The 808-nt window shown below is 70.9% G+C and carries 1 protein-coding gene; it reads left to right on the top strand.

What is annotated here, in order from left to right; genetic code table 11:
* A partial coding sequence (locus I4J89_RS49125; RefSeq protein WP_196421107.1) for a beta-ketoacyl [acyl carrier protein] synthase domain-containing protein occupies window positions 1-808 on the top strand: 808 nt, incomplete at both ends.

The following is an 808-nucleotide window of genomic DNA, read 5'->3' as shown; positions in this document are numbered from 1 at the left end:
CTGGTCGCGGTGCACCGCGCGGTCACCAGCATCCAGCGCGGGGAGTGCAGCGCCGCCATCGCCGGTGGGGTGAACGTGATTCTCAGCCCGTTGACGACCCTGTCGTTCAGCCGGGCCGGGATGCTGGCGCCGGACGGGCGGTGCAAAGTGTTCGACGCCGCCGCCGACGGCTACGTCCGCGGCGAGGGCTGCGGCGCCGTCCTCCTCAAACCGCTCGCCACCGCCCTCGCCGACGGCGACCACATCTACGCCGTCATCCGCGCCAGCGCCGTCAACCACGGCGGCCGCGCCGCCTCCCTGACCGCCCCCAACACCACCGCCCAAGCCCAGCTCATCACCCGCGCCTGGCAAACCAGCGGCCTCGACCCGGCCACCTGCACCTACCTGGAAACCCACGGCACCGGCACCACCCTCGGCGACCCCATCGAAACCACCGCCCTCACCCAAGCCTTCACCACCCTCTACCAGCAACGGGGCCACCCAGCACCCAGCCGCCCGCACTGCCACCTCGGCTCGGTCAAAAGCAACGTCGGCCACCTGGAAACCGCCGCCGGCATGGCCGGACTCACCAAAATCCTGCTCGCCCTACGCCACCAGCAAATCCCCGGCAACCTGCACCTCAACCAACTCAACCCCTACATCCGCCTGGACGGCACCCCCTTCACCGTCCTCAACCACACCCGCGACTGGACCCCACTCACCGGACCCGACGGCCGGCCCCTACCCCGCCGCGCCGCCATCTCCGGCTTCGGCTACGGCGGCGTCAACGCCCACCTCATCCTCGAAGAACCCCCACCCACCACACCCC

The sequence above is a fragment of the Actinoplanes aureus genome (assembly GCF_015704865.1).
In the GTDB taxonomy this organism is placed as follows: domain Bacteria; phylum Actinomycetota; class Actinomycetes; order Mycobacteriales; family Micromonosporaceae; genus Actinoplanes; species Actinoplanes aureus.
The sequence above is the reverse complement of the archived record's forward strand: the minus strand, read 5'-3'. Positions and strand labels throughout refer to the sequence as shown.